Raw genomic sequence first — 23,188 nt, 5'->3', positions numbered from 1 at the left:
AGGATCCGGGTCATCTCAGAGCGGCACCTGCACCTGTTGCACGATCGACTGCAGCACCGCGTCGATCGAGACGCCCTCGAGCTCGGCCTCGGGTCGGAGCTGCACCCGGTGGCGCCAGACGGGCAGCAGCATCGCCTGCACGTGGTCGGGCGTGAGCGACTCGTAGCCCGTGAGCCACGCCCACGCCTTCGCCGCAGCGAGCAGGCCCGTCGTGCCGCGAGGGCTCACGCCGAGCCGCATCGACGGGCTGCGGCGAGTCGCGCGAGCGAGGTCGACGAGGTAGCCGAGCACGTCGTCCTCCACACGCACAGCGGATGCCGCAGCGCGAGCCGCCGCGAGTTCGGCCGCGCCGAGCACCGGGGTGACGCCCGCTGCGGCGAGGTCGTGCGGGTCGAATCCGTCGGCGTGGCGACGGAGGAGCGAGAGCTCGGCGGTGCGCTCGGGCACGTCGAGCACGAGCTTCAGCAGGAACCGGTCGAGCTGCGCCTCTGGCAGGGAATAGGTGCCCTCGTACTCGATCGGGTTCTGCGTCGCCGCGACCATGAACGGGTCGGGGAGCGGGCGCGTGACGCCGTCGGCCGAGACCTGGCGCTCCTCCATCGCCTCGAGCAGTGCCGACTGCGTCTTCGGCGGCGTGCGGTTGATCTCGTCAGCGAGGAGGATGTTCGTGAACACCGGCCCCTCGCGGAAGGCGAACTCGCCCGAGCGGGGGTCGTAGGCCAGCGATCCCGTGACGTCGCCGGGCATGAGGTCGGGGGTGAACTGCAGGCGGCGCGTATCGAGCTGCAGGGTGCGGCTGAGCGTGCGCACGAGCAACGTCTTCGCGACGCCGGGCACGCCCTCGAGCAGCACGTGACCGCGCGTCAACAGGGCGATGATGAGGCCGGTCACGGCGCCGTCCTGACCGACGACGGCCTTGCCGACCTCGGTGCGCACGCGATTGAGCGCGGCGCGCAGCTCGTCGTCGGTGGCAGCGATCGCCGGAGCGGGGATGGGGTCGGTCATGGTCGCCTTCCTGTGGGGTCGTCACGATCGGTGGGTTCGGCGCTGCGCGGATCGAGCGAGCGCTGCACCGCGGCCTCGAGCTCTGCGAGCCCGGCGGCGAGGTCGACGAGTGCGCGATCGTCGGCGGGCAGGTCGTCCGCGAGCAGGCGGTGAACGGATGCCCCGTCGCGGCCGGTCGCCCGCGCCGCGGCATCCGTGACCTCGTCGACGCCGGCGGATCGGGGGAGTCGGAGCACCCGTGCGATCCGCACGACGGCGCCGATGCGCAGTTGGTCGACGGCGTGGGTGCGAGCCGAGGTGCGCGCGTAGAGCCTGGCCCGGCCCCGGCTCGTCTCGCCGGCGGGCACGTGCACCGGGAGGCGCTCGACGACGAGCGGTCCGAACCGACGGCCCTGCCAGACGCCCGCGACGATGACGACCACGAACGCGAGCACCATCACGGGACTCACCCAGCCCGGCGTGAGCTCGGCCAGGCTCGGTGCGTCGGCGGCGTCGGCATCCCCCGGGCCGGGGAGGTACCAGACGAGTTCGTCGCTCGCGCCCGTCAGTCCGATCGCGAGGGCGGCGTTGCCCGCCTCGGTGATCGTCTCGTTCGCGAACACGCTCGTCAAACCGACGATCGTGAGCTCGGCGCCGCCCGCGGTCGGGCCGCTCGCGACCGCGAAGCCGAAGTCGCCGTCGCGGAAGCAGCCCTGCCAGCCGGCATCGGCCGCTTCGTCGTCGACGGTGACGAGCCGCTGCCCGTCGGAGAGCGAGCCGGCGCGGACCGCGGGGCCCAGGTCGCACGCGACCTCGTCGATCGGGCCACTCGCGGCGCCGGCGAACCGGACACCCGGCGCGAGCGTCTCGAGGGCCGTGAACCCGGGCTCGACGAGGATCAGCCGATCGGTCGCCTCGGAGAGCTCCGTCAGCCGGCGGTCGTCGAGGATCGCGTACTCGTCGTAGACGAGCACCGTCGCCGTGCCGTCGGCCGCGTCCAGCGCGGCGTCGAACGAGCGCGCCTCGGTGACGACGACCCCATGATCGCGGAGCACCTCCACGAGTGCCTTTGCGCCCGCAGGGGCGGGATTGTCGGCCGCGAGCGGGGCACCCGGCGCGCGTGCGCCGCCTTGGATCGCCATCACGATGAGCGCACCCAGCACGAGCACCGCGGCGATCACGATCCAGGTCCGACTGCGGCGCAGGAACGCCCGGACGGTCGGCGTGACGGCGGGCGCCGAGGCGTCGCCGCCGACGTCGAGATCGGTGCCGGGGCCCGAGGCATCCGCCGTCGCCGGATTCGCGCTCGAGCCGTCGATCAAGGCCCTCATCGAGCGGCCTCGACCGGGTCGCGGTCGTCAGCGGATGCCTCGTGCCCGTCTCGCCTCGTCGGCCGCGCCTCGGCGATGCGGCGCTCCAGCTCGGTCACCCGCGCGTACTCGTCGGCGGATCCGGCGCGGCCGAGATAGCGAACGCCGTCGAACCCGGCCGCAGCTGTGCGCAGCTCGGCGGCCAGGTCGGGGAACGAGCCCGCCGCGGCATCCGCGAAGGCCCGTGCCGTGGTGCCGGGGTGCACCGTGACGACCTCGCGCTCGACGAGACCGCGGACGAGGGCACGGAATCGCTCCTCGATGGCGAGCGGCCAGTCGCCCGCGCTCGCCGCCGCGATCGCGGCCCGACGCAGCGTCTCGAGATCGCGGCGGTCGTGGTCGTCGAAGAGCGCCACCTCGCTCCGGCGGCGGCGCCGGAGCCGTGGCAGTCCGAAGACGAGGAGGCCGACGACGACGAGGGCGACGACGAGGAGCACGAGCAGCAGCGTCAGCACCGGACCAGGAAGCCCGGTGGCACCGTCGAAGAGCCCGAGGAACCAGTCGCGGATCGCCTGCATCGCGACATCGAACGGACTCGGCTTCGCCGCCTGGTATTCGGGCCCGGTCAGCTCGTCCTCGAGCCACCGACGCGCCTCGGGGGCATCGGGGTCGAGCGGGGTGCCGCGCAGCCGGATCACGGCCACGCGGGGCCGGCGGCCGTCGCGGCAGGGGCCGTCGCCGTCGCCGGGGCGGCATACGGATCGGTCACCGGGACGCCGGCGTCGCGCTGCTCGATGTGGCGCACGAGCTCGAGGTCGAGGGCCTCGGTGCGCATGCGCAGGTCGATGTAGATGACGGCGACGAGGGCCGCTTGCACGACGGCGGTGATCGCACCGATCAGGAGGGACAGGATGACGGTCACGATCATCGTCACCACGGTGATCGCGATGGCGGCACCCGTGCCGGTCGGGTCGATGATCGCAGCGATGATCGTGCCGATGAGGGAGACCGGCTGCACCACGACCTGCGCCGCGAGGTTGAGGATGAACCCGACGAGCAGGAGCGTGCCGAAGGTCCGCCAGAAGAAGCCGTCGGTGAGCCGCCACGACCGCTTCATCGCCGTGCCGATGCCGACGCCCTCGAGCACGATGACGCTCGGCACGAGCGAGAGCTTCGTGCCGAGCCATGCGGCCACGACCGCCGCACCGAGCCCGGCGAGGATCATGACGAGGATCGTCACGATGACGGTCACCGGGTCGAAGAAGGTGGCGACGACGATGATCGCGATGAAGAACGCGAAGGCCACGACGATGGCGCCGGTGACCATCGCGGTCCAGCCGAGGAGGGGCCAGAAGCGCTTCGCGGCGCGCTTCCACAGCGCGGCGAAGCGGAGTCGTTCGCCGAGGGTGCCGCTGGCGACCTCGATGACCATCACGCCCTGCAGGAATGCGCCCGCGATGAGCGAGAGGGCGATGGGCACGAGCATGAGCAGCAGGAAGCCGCCGATGGCGCCCGACATCAGTGCATCGGCGTCGGCGGAATCGGTTGCGCTCTCGACACGCGAGACGACGAACACCATGAACGGGATGAAGACCGCCAGCATCGCGACGACCGAGACGAGCTGCACCACGAGACCGGTCCCGAAGGTCGCCGCAGGGTTTCGCCGGAGCACCTTGAACGGAGCCCAGAGCACCGTGCCGAATCCCAGCGGATGCAGCGGGAGCAGGCCCGGCTTCGGGGGCGGCGTCCAGCCGAGCGGCGAACCGTACGGAACCTGGCCGTACATCGGCGATGTCGGAGCGGCCGGAGCCGGGAGGGCCGGCGGCGACGCTTCGACGCTCGGGGGAGGGAAGGCAGACGGGTCGAATCGGGGCGCAGGAGCGGCATCCGGAGCGGGGCCCGGAGCGGGAGCACCGCCGGGCGCCTGCCAGTCGTGGTCTGACACCTGTGGGGCTCCTTCCGGCGGATTCCCACCATGCTCGCACATATCGCCGACGCGCCGGGCACGCGCCGATCGGCCTTCCGGTGGTCTTCCCGCCCCGACCGACTACGCTTTAGGCACTGGTTTCGGCCGTGATCCGGCGGTGCTGACAGGAATGAACGATGAACCCACGCGTACTCGTCGTCGATGACGACACGGCCCTCGCCGAGATGATCGGCATCGTGCTGCGCACCGAAGGGTTCGAGCCCTTCTTCTGCGCCGACGGCACGGGAGCGCTCGCCGCCTTCCGCGAATCGAAGCCCGACCTCGTGCTGCTCGATCTCATGCTGCCGGGCATCGACGGCATCGAGGTGTGCGGTCGCATCCGCGCTGAGTCCGGAACGCCCATCATCATGCTGACCGCGAAGACCGACACGTCCGACGTGGTCAAGGGCCTCGAGTCGGGTGCCGACGACTACATGGTCAAGCCCTTCAACCCGAAGGAGCTGGTCGCGCGCATCCGCACGCGCCTGCGGCCCACGCCCGACCAGGCGGTCTCGACCCTCAGTGTCGGCGACCTCACGATCGACGCGGCCGGCCACGAGGTGCGACGCGGCGACACCCGCATCAACCTCACGCCGCTCGAGTTCGACCTCCTCCTGACCCTGGCGTCGAAGCCGCAGCAGGTCTTCACGCGCGAGATGCTGCTCGAACAGGTGTGGGGCTATCACTACAAGGCCGACACCCGGCTCGTGAACGTGCACGTGCAGCGCCTCCGTGCGAAGGTCGAGCACGACCCCGACAACCCCCGCATCGTCATGACGGTGCGCGGCGTCGGGTATCGAGCCGGCGCGACCACCTAGGGGCCCGGATGTCGCAGGCGGAGGCCCCGGCCCGGTTCGGGGTCGGTTCGTGGCGCGAGATCCGGCGCGCCCTGGCCGCGCTGCCGCGCCGCGCCCTCGAACTGTGGCGGCATTCCCTGCAGTTCCGCACCGTCCTCATCACGTTCGCGCTGTCGTCGCTCGCGATCTTCGTGATCGGGCTGTACATCTCGTTCAGCATCGCGTCGAACCTGTTCAAGACGCAGCTCGACAGCGCCCTCGGCGACGCCAACCAGGCGACGCTCGCTGCTCAGAGCATCCTCGACGGCGCCGACGCCGCCGACCCGGCGTCGATGCAGGGGGTCATGGCCGACATCGTGACCACGGTCAGCAGGGTCTCGGGCAGTCCTGCGATCGCCTACATTCAGCCAGGCGTCGTGTCGACCTCGACCGCTCCGCCGACGCGCATCGCGCCGATCCTCCAGGGGGGCGTCATCACCCCCGAACTGCAGGGTCACGTGCGTGCAGACCCCGGCGGGCAGTACTGGCAGTCGGTTGCGCTCGAGGATGACGACGGCGCCGTCGGCCCCGGGATCGTCGTCGGCAGCTCGATCGGCGTGCCAGGGGTCGGGGACTACGGGCTGTACGTCGGCTACAGCTTCGCCGCAGCCCAGGAGACGCTCGCATTCATGCAGCTGGTCGGCACGATCGGTGCGGTGGCGCTGCTCGTGCTGCTGAGCGCGACCACACTGCTCGTCGTGCGCTGGGTGATCGAACCGATCCGTTCGGCGGCGACGACGAGCCGCCGACTCGCGGCCGGCGACCTCGGCGTTCGCATGCCCGAGAAGGGCGAGGACGAGCTCGCGACGCTCGCCGCATCGTTCAACGGGATGGCCGACAGTCTCCAGGCCCGCATCCGTGAGCTCGCCGAGCTCTCGGTCATGCAGCAGCGGTTCGTCTCCGACGTCTCGCACGAACTGCGAACACCTCTGACGACGATCCGACTCGCCGGCGATGTCCTCTACGGGCAGCGCGACGACTTCCCCGGCCCGACCTCTCGAACCGTCGAACTGCTGCACACGCAGACCGAGCGCTTCGAGACGCTGCTCGCGGACCTCCTCGAGATCAGCCGCTACGACGCGGGTTCGGTGGAGCTCGCGACCGAGGCGACGAACCTCGTGCACCTCGCCGGCGATGCGATCGAGTCGATGCACGAACTCGCACGCAGCCGGGGCAGCGAACTCCGACTCGAAGCGCCGGGCGGTCACCTCGACGCGAGGGTCGATCCCCGTCGCATCCGCCGCATCGTGAGAAACCTGCTCGGCAACGCGATCGAGCACGGCGAGGGTCGGCCCATCGTCGTCGCGGTCGACAGCAACGAGGAGGCGATCGCACTGTCGGTGCGCGACTACGGTCTCGGCATGACCGCCGACGAGTCCGCCCGCGTCTTCGATCGGTTCTGGAGGGCCGACCCCAGTCGCACTCGCACGATCGGCGGCACCGGGCTCGGACTCGCCATCGCCCTCGAAGACGCCGTCGCCCACGGCGGCACGCTCGACGTCTGGTCGCGACGCGGATTCGGTACGGTGTTCCGCCTCACCCTGCCCCGATCCGGCGACTTCGCCGACGAGCTCGTCGAGTCGCCTCTACCGCTGGAACCCGAGGACATCGATGCCACCGGTCCGCCTGCGACGGGAGTGGTACGCGCCGTCGATGCCGACACGAGCGTCGAGACGGATGCAGCAGGGCGCGCCGCATCGACGAAGCAGGTCGGCAACGGGGGATGGGAGGCGCATGATGCGTAGAGGAGTGCTCGCCGCATCCCTCGTCGCCGTGGTCGCCGGCCTGCTCGGCGGCTGCGTGTCGATTCCGAGTTCTGGCGGCGTCAACGCCGGATCACCACCCATCGTCGACGAGTTGCCCGAGTTGGACACGATCGTCGCGCCGCCGGCGAAGGACGCCTCGCAGCTGGACATCGTCAAGGGCTTCATCGACGCCGCGGCGAGCCCGCGCAACAAGTACCAGGCGGCCCGTGAGTTTCTCACGCCGGCCTTCGCCGACGAGTGGAACCCCTACGCCGCCGCGACCGTCGACGTGCTCGCCGACCGTGAGTTCACGCAGGTCGGCACGACAGCGGTCGTCGCGGATGCGACGCCCGCTGCGCAGCTTTCGGCGACGGGCCAGTACGACATCTCCGACTCGATCGCGCCGCTGGAGCTCGGCTACGAACTCGAGCAGGACGACGAGGGGCAGTGGCGAATCTCGGTCGCGCCTGACGGCCTGTTGATCGACCAGACGACGTTCGTGCAGAGTTTCAGCAGCTACCCCCTCTACTTCTATTCGTACGACTTCGACTATCTCGTCCCAGACCTCCGGTGGTTCGCCGGTCGCGACTCGGCGCAGACGAGCATCGTTCGGGCGCTGCTGGTCGGTCCGTCGGAGTGGCTGAAGGCGGGGGTCCGCTCGGCATTCCCCGAGGGAACGCGTCTCGATTCGGCGTCCGTGCCCATCGCAGGGCGCGTGGCGAGCGTCGACGTCACCGGGGCGACTGACGACGATGTCACGAGCGTGCAGCGCATGCAGTTCCAGTTGGAGGCGAGCCTCGACGGGGTGAGCAACGTCGATTCCGTGTCGCTTTCACTGAACGGCGCCGAGCAGGACGTGCCCGAGCTCTCGCCCGAGCCGGTCAGGAACCCCCCGGTCGATCCGCGGCCCGTCGTCTTCGACGGCACGACCTTCGGATACCTCGCCGCCTCCGGGGCCGGCATCGAGCAGATACCCGACCTCTCACCGCAAGTCGAGGCGCTGGCCCCGATGGGGGCGGCGCTCGGCGCCGGCGCTGAGGCCGCCGCGGTGCTCGCGGCCGATGGAGTCTCGGTCGTCCGGGCAGGGGAGGAAGCGGAGTCGCTCGATCCTCGAGGCGGACTCATCGTGCCCGCGATCGACGGCACGGGCGCCGTCTGGTCGGTGCCCGCCGGACTTCCGGGGCAACTCGTCGCCTACCCCGCCGACCGGTCGCTCGAGCCGATCCAGCTCGCCGTGCCGTGGACCGGAGCGTCGATCGCCGCCCTCGAGATCTCACGGGACTCGACGAGGCTCGTTGCGCTCCTCGGCGATGGCACCTCGACGCAATTCGTCGCCGCCTCGATCCAGCGGGATGCCGCGGGTACCCCGGTCGCGCTCAGCGCGGTCACGCTCGGGCTCTCCGATGTCGCCGGCGTGCCGCGCGACGTCACCTGGCTGGATTCCCGCACCGTCGCTTCGCTCACGGCACTACCCGACGGGAGCACGCGCGTGATCACCCAGGAGCTCGGCGGCTTCGCCGTCCCGCGGGCGGGGCCCGACGGCGGCGTCGCGATCGACGGTGGCAACAGCGTGCACGATCTCCGGATCCTGACGGGCGCAGGCGACCTCGAGGCGCCCAGCGGCGTCGGCTGGCAGGCGAGAGCGACGGGCATCCGGCTCCTGGCCTCGCAGCAGCCCGACTGACCCACCCGCCCTCCCCAGCCCCTCAAGGGGCGGGATCCGCCCGCCGAGGATCCGCCGGAGGCCCGTCTGCCTCGACCCCTGCGAGGCTGCGGGAGTGTCCGAGAGCCACGCCGACGATCGCGAGGCCGACTCAGTGCTCCGCACGCGTCTGCTGCGTGGGGCGCGCGAGTCCCTCCACGATGCGCTCGCGGTGCTGTTGCCTGTCTCATGCTCCGGCTGCGGTGCTGTCGATCGCGCCGTGTGCGCGCTGTGCCGGGCTGCACTCGTGCCGGCACCGCGGCGCGTCGATCGCCTCGGCCTCGAGATCTGGGCCGGCGTCGAGTACGCGGGAGCCGCGGCATCCGTGATCGGTGCCTTCAAGGACGGGGCTCGAACGGATGCCGCGCCGGCCCTCGTGCCGGCACTGCGGGCGGCGCTGTTCGCCGCGCTCGTCACGGTGCGCATCGGCGTCCCGGTCGAGGTGTGCACGATCCCGTCGACGTCGGAGGCACGGCGGGCACGGGGATACGTGCCCGTCGAGGTGCTGCTCGGGCGGTGCGGCATCCGAACGGCGCCCGTGCTCGCGCTTGCGAGGGATCGCGCCGACCAGGCCGGACTGGACGCCGAGGAGCGTCGACGGAATGCGGCCGGCGGGCTCGTCGCCGGGCCGCTCGTGCGCTCCCGCCGCTGGTTCGGGCGACCGCACGGCGAGCACCCCGCTCCGCTCGCCGGGCGCCGCTTCCTGCTCGTCGACGACATCGTCACGACGGGGTCGACGCTCGCCGAGGCGGTGCGCGCGCTCGCCGCCTCCGGTGGCGAGACGGTGGCGATCTCGGTCCTCGCCGAGACGCCGCGCAGGTTCCCGCGACATGCAGGCACCTCACGGGAAACACTCCGTGACATCGCCGCGCAAGGGGGCTACGGTGGCAGGACAGGCGTGGTCGATCCACCCTTCAGAACCGGGTGACACGTCGGTGAACGGAGGTCGTCATGGAACTGAACATCGTCGGACGAAACCTGGGGATCACGGACCGATTCCGCGCCTACGTGGCGGAGAAGTCCGAGAAGGTGTCTCATCTGGCAGAGCGCGCGATCTCACTCGACGTGAAGCTCAGTCGGCACAATGAGAAGAACGGAAACCCCGGGCCCGACCGCGTCGAGCTCACCCTCGTCGGCAAGGGACCCGTGGTCCGTGCCGAAGCCGACGGCTCGGACAAGTACGCGGCGTTCGACGTCGCACTCGGGCGATTGCTCGAGCGCGTCCGGCGGGCGAAGGATCGCCGGAAGGTCCACCGTGGAGGATCCCGACGACCGACCTCCCTCCGGGAGGCGACCGACGCCGGATTCTCCGATGTCGGAGTGCACGCCGCAGCTCCCGAGGTGCTCGCGCAAGTGCGTACCGGCAGCATTCCCGTCGTCGACGAGTTCGAACCGCACGTCGATGAAGACGAGGTGTACACGCCGGTCGTCATCCGTCGCAAGGTGTTCACGGCGACGCCCATGACGGTCGACGACGCGCTCTACTTCATGGAGCTCGTCGGGCACGACTTCTACCTCTTCGTCGACACCGAGTCGGGCCGGCCGAGCGTCGTGTACCGCCGGAAGGGCTGGGACTACGGGCTCATCGGGCTCGACGAGCGAGCGGAGGGACGCTCGCCGACGACGTCGCCCGTCGAGCTGCAGCGCGCCACCGCGTGAGGGCGATCGCCTGAGTCGTGTGCTCGCCGACCCCGCCGGGTCGTTCGGTTCCGGCCGAGCGTCCGACGGGGTCGGGAGCGGGCAGCCCGTTCACCGCTAGCATGGCTAAGATAGCCGTCTGCATGGCGGCAGCGGGCGTGCCCGGACTGCATCCGCGGCCGTGCGCCCAACGACAACAGGAGAACATTCGTGGCTTCGATTCTGGAAAGGGTCCTCCGCGTCGGCGAGGGCCGCACCCTCAAGCGGCTGGAGAACTACGCAGCGGCGATCAACGCCCTCGAAGACGGATTCCAATCGCTCAGCGACGACGAGTTGCGCAATGAGACCGTCGAGCTCCGCGAACGCTACTCGAACGGCGAGTCGCTCGACGACCTCCTGCCCGAGGCATTCGCCGCGGTGCGCGAGGCGAGCCGCCGCACGCTCGGCCTCCGGCACTTCGACGTGCAGCTCATGGGCGGGGCCGCGCTCCACCTCGGCAACATCGCCGAGATGAAGACCGGTGAGGGCAAGACCCTCGTCGCGACGACCGCCGCGTACCTGAACGCCCTCACGAGCCGTGGCGTGCACGTCATCACGGTCAACGACTTCCTCGCGAGCTACCAGTCGGAGCTCATGGGCCGCGTCTTCCGCGCCCTCGGCATGACCACCGGATGCATCGTCGCCGGCCAGAACCCGCAGGTGCGCCGTGAGCAGTACGCCGCCGACATCACGTACGGCACGAACAACGAATTCGGCTTCGACTACCTGCGCGACAACATGGCGTGGCAGGCGAGCGACATGGTGCAGCGCGGCCACCACTTCGCGATCGTCGACGAGGTCGACTCGATCCTCATCGACGAGGCCCGCACGCCGCTCATCATCTCGGGCCCCGCCTCGGGCGAGGCGAACCGCTGGTTCACCGAGTTCGCGAACCTCGCGAAGCGGCTCGTGCCCGACGTCGACTTCGAGGTCGACGAGAAGAAGCGCACCGTCGGTGTGCTCGAGCCCGGCATCGAGAAGGTCGAGGACTACCTCGGCATCGACAACCTCTACGAGTCGGCGAACACGCCGCTCATCTCGTTCCTCAACAACTCGATCAAGGCGAACGCCCTGTTCAAGCGCGACAAGGACTACGTCGTCATGAACGGCGAGGTGTTGATCGTCGACGAGCACACCGGCCGCATCCTGGTCGGTCGCCGTTACAACGAGGGCATCCACCAGGCGATCGAGGCGAAGGAGGGCGTGCAGGTCAAGGCCGAGAACCAGACCCTCGCGACCGTCACGCTCCAGAACTACTTCCGCCTCTATTCGAAGCTCTCGGGCATGACGGGTACCGCCGAGACCGAGGCATCCGAATTCATGTCGACCTACAAGCTGGGCGTGGTGCCGATCCCCACGAACAAGCCGATGGTGCGCATCGACCAGCCCGACCTCGTCTACAAGAACGAGGAGGCGAAGTTCGCCCAGGTCGTCGAGGACATCGTCGAGCGCCACAAGCAGGGCCAGCCCGTGCTCGTCGGCACGACGAGCGTCGAGAAGAGCGAGTACCTGTCGCGCCTCCTCGCCAAGAAGGGCGTGCGCCACGAGGTGCTGAACGCCAAGAACCACGCTCGTGAGGCCGCGATCGTCGCTCAGGCCGGCCGCCACGGTGCGGTCACCGTCGCGACGAACATGGCCGGTCGTGGTACCGACGTCATGCTCGGCGGCAACGCCGAGTTCATCGCCGTGCAGCTCATGCACGAGCGGGGGCTCAGCCCCGTCGACACTCCCGACGAGTACGAGGCCGCCTGGGACGAGGTCTTCGAGAAGGTCAAGGCCGAGGTCGCCGTCGAGGCCGAGAAGGTCCTCAGCGCCGGTGGCCTCTACGTGCTCGGCACCGAGCGTCACGAGTCGCGTCGCATCGACAACCAGTTGCGCGGTCGTTCCGGCCGTCAGGGCGACCCCGGCGAGAGCCGGTTCTACCTCTCGCTCACCGACGACCTCATGCGTCTGTTCAACGCCGGCGCCGCCGAGAGCCTCATGTCGCGCGGCGTGCCCGACGACGTCGCCATCGAGTCCAAGGTGGTCTCGCGGGCCATCCGCTCAGCCCAGTCGCAGGTCGAGGCGCGCAACGCCGAGATCCGCAAGAACGTGCTCAAGTACGACGACGTGCTGAACCGTCAGCGCGAGGCGATCTACAGCGACCGCCGGCACATCCTCGAGGGCGACGACCTGCACGAGCGCACGCAGAAGTTCCTCGAAGACGTCATCGACGAGGTGCTCGACTCGCACACGGCCGAGGGCAACCCCGACGAGTGGGACTTCGACGCGCTCTGGACCGAGCTGAAGACGCTCTACCCGATCGGCATCACGATCGACGAGGTCGTCGCAGAGGCCGGTGAGAAGGGCCGGGTCAACCGCGACTTCATCCGCCGTGAGATCCTCTCCGATGCCAAGGTCGCCTACCGCCGCCGCGAGGAGCAGCTCGGGTCGCCCGCCATGCGCGAGCTCGAGCGCCGCGTCGTGCTCTCGGTCATCGACCGCCGTTGGCGCGACCACCTCTACGAGATGGACTACCTGAAGGACGGCATCGGCCTGCGCGCCATGGCGCAGCGCGACCCGCTGGTCGAGTACCAGCGCGAGGGCTACGCGATGTTCCAGCAGATGATGGGCTCGATCCGCGAGGAGACCGTCGGCTTCCTCTTCAACCTCGAGGTGGAGGTGGCGCCGCAGGCAGGTGCCGCCGGAGCGAAGATCGAGGCGAAGGGGCTCGGCCGCCAGGGTGCGACCGACGACAAGCTCAGCTATTCGGCGCCGAGCGACGCAGGCGGCGTGGAGGTGCGCAACCAGCGTGGCCAGGTGCAGCAGGCCGCGACGCAGCGTGCGCGCCGTGCCGTCGCAGAGAGCCAGGCTCCCGCTGCCGAAGAGTCGCGCGGAGCCTTCGGTCAGCGCACCGGGGGCGAGGTCGCGCCGCAGAACCGCGCCGAGCGTCGGGCACAGGACCGCAAGGGCAACTGACACGCGTCTCGAGACCCCGGCCGGTGCAGTGCACCGCCGGGGTTTCGCGTGTCCGGTCGAGGGCAGTCGATGGCGATCGCGCCAGCGCTGATCGAAGGGTCTAGAGCACGCCGATTGCGCTCGCGCGCCAGCGCTGATCGAAGCCCTCGATGCGGATCGCGACTGCTCGGGAGCGCGCTCGCTGGTGCACCATGACGACGGCCTCGATCACGCCGTCGGTCGGCTCGTACAGGTGCACGCGACCGACGGAGAACGCGGGGCGCTGCGGCGCCTGGCCTTTGGCCCGACGCGCGCGCGCCGCAAGCACGACCCGCTTCGACAGGTTGCGGTAGACGTCGTCGTCGACCCACCTGGCGAGTTGCTCGAGGTCGCGTGCGCCGGCCAGGGCCTCGATCACGCAATGCGTGAGGCTGCGCAGGAGCGGCTCGGGGTCGGGCAGCTCGGTGCGGCGTGCAGGCTGGCGTGCGAAGAACTCGTCGTCATCGGCGAGGATGCGCGCCGAAGAGCTGCGGCTGACGGCGGTTCGGGCGCCGATCGCGTCGCGTGCGGTCATCTGTGCTCCATGGGGGAGGAGTGGCTCGCATGGTCTTTCGACCGTGCGACAGGATCACCCCCGTGTGGGGGACATGGGTGATTCCTGAGTGAACCGTAAATGAGCGGTGGAAACGGTGTCAAGGAATTTCGCCGCCTGTGGATAACGTTTCGGGCCGGCAACGTCGCGGGGTAGCGTCACTGCATGCGCTGGGACCTCCTGTTCGACGACCTCGAGTCGCAGCTCGACCAGGAGCAGCGTGATGAGGAGCGCGCCCTTGCGATCGAGGAGGAGCGACTCCGGCTGGGCAGGCTGACCCTGCGCGACCGCCTCACGGCGATCGCGCGATCGGACTCCGACGGCGCCGGTGCATCCGTGCGGATCGAATTGCACGGAGGGCGCACGATCTCGCTTCGCCCGCAGGTGTTCGGCCGGGACTGGGTCAGTGGTCGGTCGGCGGCGCCGTCGCAGCTCGAGCTGCAGTGCGTCGTGCCCATCGCGGCGATCGCGGCCGTGCTGCCCTCGCATTCGCAATTGGAGCCGAGCCTCGAGTCCGTCCCCGAGGCATCCGCTCGCATCGCTGAACGCATCGGGCTGCCGTTCGTGCTGCGCGATCTCTGCCGGCGCCGAACCCCCGTGCGTCTCTGCACCATCGACGGCGAGGTGCACGGCACGATCGACCGAGTTGCGCGCGACCATCTCGACCTCGCTCTCCACGACGCCGATCGGCCGCGTCGCGACAACGCGGTTCACGGCTACCGCATCGTTCCCTTCGCCCGGCTGCTGGTCGTCGACTTCCGCTGACGAAGCGCCGATCAGTCGACCGGCCGCAGCCGTCCGGTGCGGGCGCCGGAGAGTTCGGTGATGTTGGAGAACTCGCCCTCGTTCCAAGCGGAGATCTTGCGGGTCTCCTCGTATTGGATCTCGATCCAGACCTCGAGTTGCACTCGTTCGATGCGCCACGGCCCGGCCGAGCCGACTCGGATCGCCGGCAGCTCACCGGACCGGATCAGCTCGTCGACCGCCGCGACGTCGACGGCGAGGATCTCGGCCGCGTCGGCGAGCGTGAGGAACCGGCCGATCTCGTCGCCCGAACCTGGAGAGGTCATGTCTCGATTATCGACCGGCCGGCACCCGGCGGAGACGATTGTGGATAACTTCGGACCCGTGTCGCGGCTTCAGGCGACGATGGACGACGGCGCGACCCGGCGCCATTCCGAAGGGAACGCACATGTCGGCAGATCGCCAGCAGCGCGCCGAGCGAGGAGCGGTCCGCCTCGACCCGCGCCTCGTCATCGGCATCGTCCTCATCGCGGCGTCGACGTTCGGCGTCTGGACACTGGTCTCCGGCCTCGACGACGGCGTGGAGGTCTACGTCGCGCGGGAGACCCTGACACCGGGCACGCACATCCGGGCCGACGATCTCGCCACCGAGTCGGTACGCCTCGGTACGAGCACATCGCGGTACCTGACCGAGGGCGACTTCCCCGAGGGCGGGCTGGTCGTCGCGCGGACGATCGATGCCGGCGAACTCGTGCCCGATGCCGCCGTCGACGAGACCGATCGCACCGGACTCGCGACCGTCGTCGTGCCGAGCAGGGGGCCGTTGCCCGCCGATGTCGCCGCGGGGACGCGGGTCGACGTCTGGACGGCGAAGGAGGCGGAGCGCGGGTACGAACCGCCCACCGTGCTCGTCTCGGGCGCCGAGATCGCCGGCGTCATCGAGGCCGAGGGCATGGTGTCGACGGGCGGCACCTCGGTCGAGCTCCTCGTGCCCCGCGAGAAGGTCGCTGCGCTGCTCGGCGCGTTGGCCTCGGGTGACGCGATCGACCTCGTGCCCGCCCGATCGTCGGGGGAATGACGTGGCACGACTCGCGCTCGCGCTCGACGGCGCCACCGAAGACCGCATCCTCGCCGACATCGTCGAGCACGGCCACACGATCGTCGCCCGCCTCGCGAGCTGGCGTGCCGTACTCGACAACCTCGATGTGCTCGTTCCCGACCTCGCGGTCGTCAGCGCGGCCCGCACCACGCTGACTGCCGAACTGCTCGCCGGCTGCGACGAGCGGGGGATCCGTCTCATCGCGCTCGCGGCGAGCGACGCAGAGCGCGCCCACGCGACGCAGCTCGGGCTGCACGAGGTCGTCGACCACTCGGCGCCGTGGGCGGAGATCGAACCGCTCGTGAGCGGGGGCGTGCCGGTGCCGTCGCGCGTGGGCGACCTCCTCGCGCGACAGGAGCGCGCGGCATCCGTGATCGCCGTCTGGGGGCCGAGCGGAGCACCCGGCCGCACCACCTTGGCCGTGAACCTCGCTGCCGAGATCGCGGCCGCGGGCCACACGGTCGCGCTCGTCGACGGCGACCCGTACGGCGGGGCGATCGCGCCGGCCCTCGGGCTCCTCGACGAGGCGCCGGGGTTCGCGTCGGCGTGCCGGCTCGCCGGCTCCGATGCGCTCGATCGCGTCGAGCTCGAGCGCATCGCGCAGCGGTACTCGGCACCTCGCGCCGCCTTCAACGTGTTCACGGGACTCGTCGGACCGAGCCGCTGGCCCGAACTCGCGGGCGAGCGGGTCACCGCGGCGATCGGGGCGATGCGGGCGTGGGTCGAGTACGTCGTCGTCGACACCGGGTTCAGCCTCGAGCGCGACGAGGAGCTGACGAGCGATCAGTTCGCACCGCGTCGCAACGCGGCGACCTTCTCCGCACTCGCCGCGGCCGACCGCGTCGTCGCCGTCGGCCTCGCCGACCCCGTCGGGCTGTCGAGACTGCTCCGCGGACACGTGGACCTCGTGGACCTCGTGGATCCCGAACGGGTCGACGTGGTCGTGAACCGCGTGCGGACGAGCGCGCTGGGCATCGACGCCCACGCCCAGGTGCGCCAGACGCTGCGCCGGTTCGGCGGACTCGGCGACGCGACGCTGTTGCCGCACGACTCCAAGGCGACGGATGCCGCGATCCTCACGGCCCGCACACTGCGCGACGCCGCGCCGCGGTCGCCGTTGCGCACGGCCATCCGCGACTACGCCCTCGACGGGCTCCTTCCCACCCCGAAGCCGGTGCGTCGTCGCGGCCTCGCGATTCCGGCCCTGCGGCGGGCGGCGACCTGAGACGTGGCACGGGCAGTACGCTTGAACCGTGTCGACCCTCAGTGATCTCGTCCTCGCCCAGGGCCGCAGCAGTCAGGCCGATGTCGACTGGCTGCACATGCTCGTCGGCGACCTGCAGCTGCTCGCCGATCTCGCGTTCGCCGACATCGTGCTGTGGGTGCCCTCCGGTGACGACGCGTTCGTCGCCGTCGCCCATTCGCGCCCGTCGAGCGCCGCGACGCTGTTCTACCGGGACTTCGTCGGCCAGGAGATCAAGCCGCAGTGGCGCGAGCTCGTCGGCCAGGCCTACTCGACCGCTCGCATCGTGGACTCGTCCGCTCCCGACTGGTACGAGGAGATGCCGACCCGGGTGCGTGCCGTGCCCGTCATGCGCCGTCTCACGACGACCGGCACGAGCGTGGCGCCCGAGCCCGTCGCGGTGATCACCCGCCACACCAACCTCGGTGCCACGCGAACGCCGAGCCGGCAGGAGCTCACGTTCAACGAGTGCGCCGAAGAGCTCTTCCAGATGATCGCGTCGGGGGACTTCCCCGATCTCGGTGCGCCGACCGGGCCGCGTCGCGGCGCCCCACGCGCCTCCGACGGCCTCATCCGCCTCGACGTCGACGGCATCACGACGTTCGCGAGCCCGAACGCCCTCTCCGCGTTCAACCGAATGGGCTTCGACGACGAGCTCGAGGGCGAGTCGCTCGCCGAGGTGACCACGCGCCTCCTCTCCGGCAAGCTCGTGGTCGACGAGTCGCTCCCGCTCGTCGTGACCGGACGCGCACCCTGGCGCACCGACGTCGAATCGCGCGGGGTCACGGTGTCGCTCCGGGCGATCCCGATCCGCCACCGCGGTGAGCGCATCGGCGCGATCGTACTGAGCCGCGACGTCACCGAGCTCCGTCACCAGGAGCAGGAGCTCATCACCAAGGACGCGACGATCCGCGAGATCCACCACCGGGTGAAGAACAACCTGCAGACCGTCGCGTCGCTCCTTCGCATCCAGGCCCGCCGCACCCACTCCGACGAGGCGCGTGAGGCGCTCACGCAGGCGATGCGCCGCGTCGGGGCGATCGCCGTCGTGCATGACACCCTCTCAGAGGGTCTCTCGCAGAACGTCGACTTCGATGCGGTGTTCGACCGCACGCTGCTGCTCGTCGCCGAGGTCGCCGCAGCCCACAACACGACGGCCCACCCCAAGCGCTCGGGTTCGTTCGGCGTGCTGCCGAGCGCGTACGCGACGCCGCTCGCGCTCGCGCTCACCGAGCTCGTCACGAACGCGGTCGAGCACGGCCTCGCCGGTCAAGAGGGCGACGTCGAGATCTCGGCCGACCGCTCGCAGACGACGCTCAGCGTGACCGTGCGCGACACCGGCTCGGGCATGCCCGAGGGCAAGGTGGGCGAGGGGCTCGGCACGCAGATCGTGCGCACGCTCATCCAGGGCGAGCTGAGCGGCACGATCGACTGGCACACGGTCGTCGGGCGCGGCACCGAGGTCACGATCGAGGTTCCGCTCCGCTGGATCGCGCCGGCCTGATCGAGCGGATGCCGCGGGTGGCCGTGCCGACTGCGGCCGCGGTGTTCCTACGGCGGCCTCGGAACACGCCTCCTCAGGCCTCGGGACGGCCGCCGAAGAGCGCGACGGTGTCGCCGACCGGGCCGAGGTGCGCGAGCTTCTCGGGGTTCAGTTGGTTCGCGACCACTTGCGCGGAGCCGTCGGCGAACTCGACCATCAGCACGCTCAGCAGTGCGCCGTCGGGCGCGCGAACCCACAGTGCGGGAGCGCCGTTCACCGAGCGCCGCTCGAATCGCACACCGACCCGGGAACCTCGTCGAACGAGGCCGGCGAGGAACCGCGCCACGGCGAGCGCGCCGTGCATCGGGTGCTGGATGGCCGGTGCCTTGCCGCCGCCGTCGCCGTAGAACACGACGTCGTCGGCGAGACGGTCGACGAGACCGTCGACGTCGCCAGCCTCGAGCGCGGCGAAGAACGCATCGGCGAGCGCGGAATCTCGTTCGTCGACCCCGTCGAACCGCGGCCGCCGCTCGGCGAGCCGGGCCTTCGCCCGGTGCAGGATCTGTCGGCAGGCCGCCTCGTCACGATCGACGACGTCGCCGATCGCCCGATAGTCGTAGGTGAACACCTCGCGGAGCAGGAACACGGCCCGCTCCACCGGGCCGAGTCGCTCGAGTACGGCGAGGAAGGCGAACGACAGCGTCTCGTCGCGTTCGATGCGGTGGGCGGGATCCGCATCGTCGTCGGGCAGGGGCTCGGGCATCCACGGTCCGACGTAGACCTCGCGAGTGCGCCGCGCCGATCGCAGCACGTCGATGGCGAGCCGGGTGGTGACCGTGACGGCGAAGGCGTCTGGATTCCGGATCTCCTCGCCCGACACCGTTCGCTCCTGCAGGCGCACGTAGGCGTCCTGCACGACGTCCTCCGCCTCGACCACGCTTCCGAGCATGCGGTAGGCGACGGAGAACATGAGTGGTCGGAGCGCCGCCTGCGCCTCGTCGGTCATCGACATGCTTCGAGGATGGCACAGCGCACAGCAGGCGGCGACGGATCTCGGATGCGGTGTCACAGATGCGGCGGCATCCTCGTCGGAGGTGGTGAGAGAGTAGAGGAGACCGAGATGCGAGTGTTCATCGCCGGCGCCACGGGCGCCATCGGAACAAGGCTCGTGCCGCTGCTGCTGGCCGACGGCCACGAGGTGTTCGGCACGACGACCAGGCCCGAACGAGTGGCCGACCTCGAAGCGGCCGGGGCGCGCGGGCTCGTGATGGACGGCCTCGATGAGGCATCCGTGCGCGCCGCCGTGCTCGAGGCGCGACCCGACGTGATCGTGCACGAGCTGACGGCGCTCTCGGGCGGCGTCTCCGACCTCAAGCACTTCGATCGCACCTTCGCCACGACGAACGAGCTGCGCACGCGCGGCACCGACCACCTGCTGGCGGCGGGCACCGAGGTCGGTACGGCGCGATTCATCGCGCAGAGCTATGCGGGCTGGCCGAGCGAACGCACCGGCGGCGCCGTGAAGACCGAGGAGGATCCGCTGGATCCTCACCCGACGGATGCCTCGAGGGAGACGCTCGCGGCGGTCCGGCACGTGGAGGAGGCGACGTCCGCTGCCGGCGGCCTCGCGCTGCGCTACGGCGCGCTGTACGGCCCCGGGCAGGCGCTCGGACGTGGCGGCGAGATGGTGACGATGCTCGAGGCGGGCAAGCTGCCCCTCGTGGGCGGCGGCACGGGCGTCACCTCGTTCTGCCACATCGACGACGCGGCATCCGCAACCGCCGCAGCCGTGCTTCGAGGCCCTGCCGGCGTGTACAACATCGTCGACGACGAGCCGGCGCCCGTCTCGGAGTGGCTGCCCGCGCTCGCCGAGGCGGTCGGTGCGAAGCCGCCGATGCACGTGCCCGCCTGGGTGGCGAAGCCGCTCATCGGCGAGCACGGGGTCTCCATGATGACGCAGGTGCGCGGGGCGTCGAACGCGAAGGCGAAGCGCGAACTGGGCTGGACACCGATCTGGCCGAGCTGGCGGGAGGGATTCCGCACCGGGCTCGGGTGACGCGTCGACCTGGTCGACGAGACCGCCTGCGCCGGTGGGCGCGCGCGGTCGCCGGCATCGGCGCGATCGCACGCCTGAGAACGCGACTCATTCCTATCTTGAGCCGAACGCCGATTCCCGGCCTACGCTGGACGTGACATGGCACACGATCACGACCACGCAGCGACCGCGAACCGCACCCGTCTCTGGATCGCGATCGCGATCATCGGCGCCTTTCTCGTCGTGCAGGTGATCGGCGCCGTCTTCAGCGGCTCCCTCGCACTGCTCGCCGATGCCGGACACATGGCGAGCGACCTCATCGGGCTCGTCATCGCGCTCGTGGCCGCCTTCGTCGCGGCCCGGCCGGCGACCGATCGCCAGACCTACGGGTACCGGCGGGCGGAGGTCCTCGGGGCGCTCGTGAACGGCGTGATCCTCGTGGTCGTCGCCGTCTCGGTTGCGATCGGCGCCGTCGGCCGGCTGATGAGCGGCGCGGAGGGCGAGGCCCACGAGGTGCAGGGCGTGCCGATGCTCGTCGTCGCGGCGATCGGCCTCGTCGCGAACGTCGCGGCGATGCTCGTGCTGCGGGGCGGAGCCAAGGAGTCGATCAACCTCCGTGGCGCCTACCTCGAGGTGCTCGGAGACATGATCGGCTCCGCGCTGGTCATCGCCGCAGCCCTCGTGATCGTCTTCACGGGCTGGGATGCCGCCGACCCGATCGCATCGCTCCTGATCGCGGCGCTCATCGTGCCGCGAGCACTGTCACTGCTCCGCGACGTCGCACGGGTGCTCTTCGAGTCGGCGCCGGCCGACACCGACGTCGCGGAGATCCGGGCGCACATCCTCCGCACCGACGGCGTCGTCGCGGTGCACGACGTACACGTGTGGGCGATCACCTCGGGTTCGCACGTGTTCAGCGCGCATGTCGAGGTCGCGCCCGAGGTGTTCGCCTCGGGCCGCACGGGCGAACTGCTCGACGAGCTCGGCGGATGCCTCAGCGATCACTTCGACGTCGAGCACTCGACGTTCCAGCTCGAGCCGGCGGGCCGGGCGGAGCAGGAGCGATCGCGACATCCGTGACGTTCGGATGCCGCCGGGCAGCCGTTACTTGTCTTCGGGGCCGCGCTCGAAGACCTCGGGGTCGAGGTGACGTTCGGATGCCGCCGGGCAGCCGTTACTTGTCTTCGGGGCCGCGCTCGAAGACCTCGGGGTCGAGCACGAGCTGAGCGGCTTCTTCTTCGTCGGTGATGACGTCGGCGCCGGCCTGCTCGGCCTTCTTCGCCTTGCGGGCCGAGGCGAAGTAGTGCCAGAGCGTGGGGATCAGTGTGAGGACGACGGCGCCGAGGAGGATGACGTCGATGTACTCCTGCACGAAGTCGGCGATCGGCGGGATGTAGCCGATGAGGTACCCGAAGTACGTGAGGCCTGCACCCCAGATGAGTGCGCCGACGAGGTTGTAGAGGGTGTACTTCTTGTAGTTCATGTGGCCGACGCCTGCGGCGACCGGGGCGAAGGTTCGAACGATCGGCACGAAGCGCGCGAGGATGATCGCGAGGGCGCCGAAGCGCTCGAAGAAGGCGTTCGTGCGTTCGACGTTCTTGATGCTGAACAGGCCCGATTCCTTGCGTTCGAAGACGCGTGGACCGAACTTGTGGCCGATGAGATACCCGACCTCGCCGCCGATGAACGCCGCGATGCCGATCGCGAGGCACACCCACCAGATGTCGACGCCGAAGACGAGCGACGTGTGGGTGAGCAGTCCCGAGATGACGAGCAGCGTGTCGCCGGGCAGGAGGAAGCCGACGAGCAGCCCGGTCTCGGCGAACACGATCGCGCAGACGACGACGAGCGCCCATGGGCCGGCGCCCGAGATGATCGTCTCGGGGTCGAGCCAGGGGATGAGCGAGGTGTGGATCACTGGGGGATCTCCTGTCGTCGTCGAGACACGGCGATTGCCGGGTCAGCAGCGGCGTGGTTTCGTTGCAGTCTACCGAGGGCGATTGCGTGCGGCATCCGACTCGAGTATGACGACGGCTCACCCCGTGGGGTGAGCCAAGTCGCGGAGCGGTCGGCCGAGCGGCCGTCGAGGTCAGGCCGAGAGCGCCTCGAAGATCGCGCTGTTCATGCGGAAGGAGGTGCGGACCTCGGCGATGAGCAGATCGACCTGCTCGGGCGCGAGTGCGAGATCGTTCATCGCCTCGCGGTAGCCGCGCTTGTAGCGCACGACCCCGTCTTCGGCGATGTCGAAGCGGTAGAAGTTGAGTTGCTCCGGGGTGGCGCCGTAGTGGCGGGCCACGAGCCGGGCGATCGCCTGGCCGCCCGAGAGGTCGCCGAGGTAGCGCGTGTAGTGGTGCGCGAGGTAGCGCACGTCGTCGTCGGAGACGGCTCGCAGGTGCGCGGCGTACTCGACGGTCGCCGGCAGCGCGGGGTGCGAGGTGCGCCAATCGGCGGCGCCGAGCGCGGTCAGGTCGGCCTCGATGGCGCCCATGCGGGCGAGTTCGGGGTCGAAGATCGCCGGGTCGCCGTCGCGGCTGCCGCGCTCCTCGAGCGCTTCGTACACCCAGCCGAACTGTGCGAGGTAGCGGGTGTACTCCTCGAGCGAGAGCTCGCCGCCCATGAGCTGCACGATGTAACCGCGGGACTCCGCGGCCTTGTGGTCGTCGGCGGAGGCCGCGCGCACGAGCGCCGCGACGTCGAGGGGCTCGGCGTCGGTGCGGGCCGGGGCAGTGGGGGCGATCGTCATGAGGCGACCCTTCGGTTAGGTTAGGTTTGCCTTACATCATAGGGGGCGATGCAGAACGGCGCTCGGTGTTCGTCGCACAGGGACGCCAACGG

At 70.3% G+C, this 23,188-nt stretch carries 21 protein-coding genes; 12 read left to right on the top strand and 9 right to left on the bottom strand.

The annotated features are described in order from the left end of the window. Positions 1-15: 15 nt before the first annotated feature. The 4 genes from ESP57_RS04185 to ESP57_RS18365 are packed head-to-tail and all read right to left on the bottom strand — an operon-like array spanning position 16 to position 4,239. A complete protein-coding gene (locus ESP57_RS04185) occupies positions 16-1,005 on the bottom strand; it encodes an AAA family ATPase (protein ID WP_056009914.1) in 990 nt (329 codons plus the stop codon). Then, positions 1,002-2,315, bottom strand: coding sequence for a DUF4350 domain-containing protein (locus ESP57_RS04180; protein WP_129230632.1), 1,314 nt, complete (start codon positions 2,313-2,315; stop codon positions 1,002-1,004). The genes ESP57_RS04185 and ESP57_RS04180 overlap by 4 nt, the downstream gene beginning before the upstream one ends. Further along, on the bottom strand, positions 2,312-2,998 hold the full coding sequence (locus ESP57_RS18370) for a DUF4129 domain-containing protein (RefSeq protein ID WP_056009910.1): 687 nt from the start codon (positions 2,996-2,998) through the stop codon (positions 2,312-2,314). The genes ESP57_RS04180 and ESP57_RS18370 overlap by 4 nt, the downstream gene beginning before the upstream one ends. Continuing rightward, on the bottom strand, positions 2,989-4,239 hold the full coding sequence (locus ESP57_RS18365; RefSeq protein WP_165877366.1) for a hypothetical protein: 1,251 nt from the start codon (positions 4,237-4,239) through the stop codon (positions 2,989-2,991). Before ESP57_RS18365 ends, ESP57_RS18370 begins: the two co-directional genes overlap by 10 nt. A 158-nt stretch (positions 4,240-4,397) precedes the next feature. Between ESP57_RS18365 and mtrA the strand changes: the two genes are divergently transcribed. The 6 genes from mtrA to secA all read left to right on the top strand — a co-directional run bounded on the left by mtrA (position 4,398) and on the right by secA (position 13,178). Further along, on the top strand, positions 4,398-5,078 hold the full coding sequence (mtrA, locus tag ESP57_RS04170; RefSeq protein ID WP_056009906.1) for an MtrAB system response regulator MtrA: 681 nt from the start codon (positions 4,398-4,400) through the stop codon (positions 5,076-5,078). 8 nt (positions 5,079-5,086) lie between these two features. Next, positions 5,087-6,841: an MtrAB system histidine kinase MtrB gene (gene mtrB, locus ESP57_RS04165; RefSeq protein WP_115957399.1), complete on the top strand. Its 1,755-nt coding sequence runs from the start codon at positions 5,087-5,089 to the stop codon at positions 6,839-6,841. Then, entirely contained in the window at positions 6,831-8,525 is a 1,695-nt protein-coding gene (locus ESP57_RS04160) for an LpqB family beta-propeller domain-containing protein (protein WP_162248739.1), read from the top strand. The genes mtrB and ESP57_RS04160 overlap by 11 nt, the downstream gene beginning before the upstream one ends. Before the next feature lie 94 nt (positions 8,526-8,619). Continuing rightward, on the top strand, positions 8,620-9,471 hold the full coding sequence (locus ESP57_RS04155; RefSeq protein ID WP_165877365.1) for a ComF family protein: 852 nt from the start codon (positions 8,620-8,622) through the stop codon (positions 9,469-9,471). Between the two features lie 23 nt (positions 9,472-9,494). Continuing rightward, positions 9,495-10,202: a ribosome hibernation-promoting factor, HPF/YfiA family gene (gene hpf / locus ESP57_RS04150; RefSeq protein WP_056009898.1), complete on the top strand. Its 708-nt coding sequence runs from the start codon at positions 9,495-9,497 to the stop codon at positions 10,200-10,202. Positions 10,203-10,391: 189 nt separating this feature from the next. Continuing rightward, positions 10,392-13,178: a preprotein translocase subunit SecA gene (gene secA, locus ESP57_RS04145; protein ID WP_056009896.1), complete on the top strand. Its 2,787-nt coding sequence runs from the start codon at positions 10,392-10,394 to the stop codon at positions 13,176-13,178. A gap of 100 nt (positions 13,179-13,278) precedes the next feature. Here the strand turns inward: secA and ESP57_RS04140 are convergent, their stop codons facing one another. Next, positions 13,279-13,731, bottom strand: coding sequence for an Rv3235 family protein (locus ESP57_RS04140; RefSeq protein WP_129230629.1), 453 nt, complete (start codon positions 13,729-13,731; stop codon positions 13,279-13,281). 183 nt (positions 13,732-13,914) lie between these two features. Between ESP57_RS04140 and ESP57_RS04135 the strand changes: the two genes are divergently transcribed. Continuing rightward, positions 13,915-14,514 carry a hypothetical protein gene (locus ESP57_RS04135; protein ID WP_129230628.1) on the top strand — a complete coding sequence of 200 codons (600 nt, stop codon included), beginning with the start codon at positions 13,915-13,917 and terminating at the stop codon, positions 14,512-14,514. Between the two features lie 11 nt (positions 14,515-14,525). Here the strand turns inward: ESP57_RS04135 and ESP57_RS04130 are convergent, their stop codons facing one another. Further along, complete coding sequence (locus ESP57_RS04130; protein ID WP_056009892.1) at positions 14,526-14,819, bottom strand: helix-turn-helix domain-containing protein; 294 nt, start codon at positions 14,817-14,819, stop codon at positions 14,526-14,528. 122 nt (positions 14,820-14,941) lie between these two features. Here ESP57_RS04130 and ESP57_RS04125 point away from each other — a divergent pair, with 122 nt between their 5' ends. The 3 genes from ESP57_RS04125 to ESP57_RS04115 are packed head-to-tail and all read left to right on the top strand — an operon-like array spanning position 14,942 to position 18,339. Next, positions 14,942-15,571: an SAF domain-containing protein gene (locus ESP57_RS04125; protein WP_056009890.1), complete on the top strand. Its 630-nt coding sequence runs from the start codon at positions 14,942-14,944 to the stop codon at positions 15,569-15,571. Between the two features lies 1 nt (position 15,572). Then, on the top strand, positions 15,573-16,817 hold the full coding sequence (locus ESP57_RS04120; RefSeq protein WP_129230627.1) for a CpaE/TadZ family protein: 1,245 nt from the start codon (positions 15,573-15,575) through the stop codon (positions 16,815-16,817). 28 nt (positions 16,818-16,845) lie between these two features. Then, entirely contained in the window at positions 16,846-18,339 is a 1,494-nt protein-coding gene (locus ESP57_RS04115; protein WP_056009886.1) for a sensor histidine kinase, read from the top strand. Positions 18,340-18,412: 73 nt separating this feature from the next. On the opposite strand, the gene ESP57_RS04110 is transcribed toward ESP57_RS04115, so the two are convergent. Beyond that, positions 18,413-19,330, bottom strand: a complete 918-nt coding sequence (locus ESP57_RS04110) for an RNA polymerase sigma-70 factor (RefSeq protein ID WP_200941704.1) — start codon at positions 19,328-19,330, stop codon at positions 18,413-18,415. Positions 19,331-19,438: 108 nt separating this feature from the next. Between ESP57_RS04110 and ESP57_RS04105 the strand changes: the two genes are divergently transcribed. Together ESP57_RS04105 and ESP57_RS04100 are read left to right on the top strand one after the other, a co-directional pair. Continuing rightward, positions 19,439-20,374, top strand: a complete 936-nt coding sequence (locus ESP57_RS04105; RefSeq protein WP_129230626.1) for an NAD-dependent epimerase/dehydratase family protein — start codon at positions 19,439-19,441, stop codon at positions 20,372-20,374. Positions 20,375-20,512: 138 nt separating this feature from the next. Further along, positions 20,513-21,433, top strand: coding sequence for a cation diffusion facilitator family transporter (locus ESP57_RS04100; protein ID WP_056009882.1), 921 nt, complete (start codon positions 20,513-20,515; stop codon positions 21,431-21,433). A 94-nt stretch (positions 21,434-21,527) separates the two neighbouring features. On the opposite strand, the gene ESP57_RS04095 is transcribed toward ESP57_RS04100, so the two are convergent. Further along, positions 21,528-22,268 carry a DedA family protein gene (locus tag ESP57_RS04095; protein WP_199470591.1) on the bottom strand — a complete coding sequence of 247 codons (741 nt, stop codon included), beginning with the start codon at positions 22,266-22,268 and terminating at the stop codon, positions 21,528-21,530. 174 nt (positions 22,269-22,442) lie between these two features. Further along, positions 22,443-23,096, bottom strand: coding sequence for a biliverdin-producing heme oxygenase (locus ESP57_RS04090; RefSeq protein WP_129230625.1), 654 nt, complete (start codon positions 23,094-23,096; stop codon positions 22,443-22,445). Between the last annotated feature and the right edge of the window lie 92 nt (positions 23,097-23,188).

The sequence above is a fragment of the Agromyces fucosus genome (genome assembly GCF_004134865.1).
Lineage (GTDB): Bacteria > Actinomycetota > Actinomycetes > Actinomycetales > Microbacteriaceae > Agromyces > Agromyces fucosus.
This window is presented reverse-complemented; position numbering and strand designations above follow the sequence as displayed.